This window comes from Arthrobacter sp. LAR12-1-1.1, from assembly GCF_040676555.1.
Lineage (GTDB): Bacteria > Actinomycetota > Actinomycetes > Actinomycetales > Micrococcaceae > Arthrobacter.
In genome coordinates this window covers 1-518 of sequence record NZ_JBEGIG010000042.1, presented here as the reverse complement: position 1 = coordinate 518, position 518 = coordinate 1, and the positions used below count along the sequence as shown (strand labels likewise).

Genomic DNA, 518 nt, shown 5'->3' with positions numbered 1-518 from the left:
GTGAGCTTCTTCATCTGGTGGGTCGCGTTGCGGCCCTCGAAGTGCGTGCCCAGGCCGTAGCCCTTGACCGTGTGGGCCAGGATGACCGTGGGCTTGCCCTTGAACTCGGTCGCGGCCTTGTAGGCGGCGTAGACCTTGTTGTAGTCGTGGCCGCCGCGCTTGAGGTTCCAGATCTGGTCGTCGGTCAGGTCCTGGACCATTTCCTTGGTCTGCGGGGTCTTGCCGAAGAAGTGCTCGCGGACGAACGCGCCGGACTCGGCCTTGTACGTCTGGTAATCGCCGTCGACGGTCTCGTTCATGATCTTCACCAGCGAGCCGTCCTCGTCCTTGGCCAGCAGGTCATCCCACTCCCGGCCCCAGACCACCTTGATGACGTTCCAGCCGGCGCCGCGGAAGAAGGCCTCGAGTTCCTGCATGATCTTGCCGTTGCCGCGCACCGGTCCGTCGAGGCGCTGGAGGTTGCAGTTGATCACGAAGTTCAGGTTGTCGAGCTTGTCGTTCGCGGCGAGCTGGAGCAG

At 63.5% G+C, this 518-nt stretch carries 1 pseudogene; it reads right to left on the bottom strand.

Going from position 1 to position 518, the window contains the following annotated elements:
• Window positions 1-518, bottom strand: a pseudogene (locus tag MRBLAR12_RS18600) (pyruvate dehydrogenase (acetyl-transferring), homodimeric type); the annotation flags it as partial.